The following is a 749-nucleotide window of genomic DNA, read 5'->3' as shown; positions in this document are numbered from 1 at the left end:
TCCGACGCGCACCTGAACGTGCACGTCGGGCGTCCGCAGAGTGCGATGAACCAGCACCAGTGGCGTGTCGACGCCACCGAGCAGGACCTGGCCCACGAGCTGGGTCACCAGCTGGGTCTGCGGGACGAGTACCGGGACACCACCGCCGGGCATCGCCCGGAGGTCGACGGCAGCCTGATGGGCAACTACCACAACGCCGCACCCGAGGGTCTGTCCCAGGGCGGACTGCGGCCGCGTTACCTGGACCTCATCCACGCCCAGGTCGTCAGTCACGACCACGTCCATGTGCCGCACGCGGACCTCGACGCGGTCGACGGGATCGCCCCCCACGCGCCGAGCAAGAGCGGCGGCAGGGCAGGCACCTCCCAGTCGGCGGCCGTCCCGCCCACGTTCACGCGGCAGACGGACGCCATGCGGTTCACCGACGGCTACCAGAACATCGCCGGTCACTACCGGTTGACGCCGGTGGCCCAGTACGACGGCATGGCCAAGGGCTCGCTCCAGGCCGGCAAGGACGTCCGCTTCGTCGCGACCGTCATCGCCACCGCGGACACCGATCTGCTGAAGCTGGCGCAGACGTACGGCAAGGCGTTCGGCAAGGAGTCCCTCGGCGAGCGGCTGGGCCTCGTCATCGGTGTCAACGGCACGGACAAGGAAGCTGAGATCACCAGTGCGGTGAGGAAGTTCGCTCAGCAATGGGACAAGGAAGGCGACTTCTCGGTCAGGGTCACCGGCTTCAGCTGGGAGCA

The 749-nt window shown here is 68.5% G+C and carries 1 protein-coding gene; it reads left to right on the top strand.

The features are described 5' to 3' along the window. Nucleotides 1–45: 45 nt before the first annotated feature. On the top strand, nt 46–749 hold a 704-nt coding region (locus PV350_RS46850), incomplete at its 3' end, for a hypothetical protein (RefSeq protein ID WP_500339337.1).

Origin of the sequence: Streptomyces sp. PA03-6a (assembly GCF_033792765.1) — a bacterium.
In the GTDB taxonomy this organism is placed as follows: domain Bacteria; phylum Actinomycetota; class Actinomycetes; order Streptomycetales; family Streptomycetaceae; genus Actinacidiphila.
Note: the sequence above shows the minus strand (reverse complement) of the source record. Positions and strands in the feature narration are given on the sequence as shown.